The sequence below is a fragment of the Vibrio sp. Vb0937 genome (genome assembly GCF_033338855.1).
Map to the genome: position 1 here is coordinate 1 of NZ_JAWOTK010000191.1, position 1,420 is coordinate 1,420.

1 protein-coding gene and 1 pseudogene are annotated in these 1,420 nt (G+C 46.3%); both read left to right on the plus strand.

Annotation, left to right across the window (positions count from 1 at the left end; genetic code table 11):
- Nucleotides 1-189 (plus strand): hypothetical protein (locus tag R7P67_RS24320; RefSeq protein ID WP_318086254.1); only part of this gene is annotated, 189 nt, incomplete at its 5' end.
- 69 nt (nucleotides 190-258) lie between these two features.
- A pseudogene (locus R7P67_RS24325) lies at nucleotides 259-1,420 on the plus strand (hypothetical protein); the annotation flags it as partial.

Genomic DNA, 1,420 nt, shown 5'->3' on the forward strand with positions numbered 1-1,420 from the left:
TATGGTCGATACCATGTTCCAGATCAGTGGGTGTTGAATAAGAAAGGGAAGCAGTTCTTGGTCAAAGTCGACACAGACTCGCTACCAACGGGTATGAAAGTGATCAGTGAAAACCCGAAAGTACAACGAATCACACCAAACAAACTGACGAAATTTAACTTCAGTATTCAAAGCAGTGGGGATGATTAACCGTTCGTAACTTACACGTTGGCTGGGCTTGTTCTCAGCCATTGACTGCAACGGTTAAGCAAGAAAATTATGATTAGATTTAGACAATCAAAACTGACGATATGTATCGCGGCGGCGTTGCCGATCCTATCGTACGCAAAAGACACCAGCCAGTTAGAAAAGCTGGGCAGTGACTCACTGGGTATTGAAGTTAACACGCATGAACAAACCGACAATTCTCGTATTTATCTGGAACAAGGTGCGATTTGGGTTAGCCGTGACATCATGCGCTTTGACCCGGTGCTGGATCTGAGCATCAGCAGCAATGTGGAAGTCAGAAACGGCAAACCTCTGCAAGAGATGAGTTTTGCTATCACCACCAACTTCAGCTACTACGTGGATCATTACCAATTAGAAGTGTATCGCGGTGGCGATCGTGGTTTGGTGTCTCCGCTGGCGGTGGTGGAAGGTCAGCAATTTGCCAACGATTTCAACATCGTTTGGGATGGCAAGACCGATCAAGACTACCAATTTGAATCCAACACGCAGCTTCTGTTTCGCTTAAAAGCGTTTGATAAAGACGGCCACATGGACGTGACAAGTGTCGGTGTGATCGATCTTGTTGAACCCGATTCTGAAGTCGACATCGACAAGAATGATGGTGAAGAAGATCAAAGCCGTAAGCTTGGCAAAGCTCAGTTGATGCGCCACAACATTCCTACCTCGGCTGGTCTGGCAAGGTTTATGGGTACGGGACTAAAAGGTGTCGACAAAGTGGTGATTGGTGAAGATGAATTTGACGTAGAAGAGGGCGAGCTTTACGCCGAACAATACTTGCCAGCCGACGCCTATCTATTCCCAACTCGTGTGGTATTTGATAGCGGTGAAGAGCGACGTTACCAACTGTACGTGCGTATTCCGGATGAATATTGGGTACAAGCGGGTTTGGCGGATTTCTACATTGGTAAAAACAAAGTCACAGGTAATTCGGCAGCATTGGCGGTTGATGACCAATATCAAGATGATATCTACAACCAAGGTCGCTTAGCGTATTTTGGCCAAGGTAAGTTTGGTGACAAACTCCGAATCACCACCCACTTTGATACCAAAGAGAGTGACGTGCGAGACATGTTTAAGCACCCGTTTGCCTCTGATTCATCCAGCGTATTCGACATTCTCGAAGACGACGATGAAATGTATTACGGCAACTACGGTGACAGCTCGAACATCTACAAAGTGGTCAACACCAAAG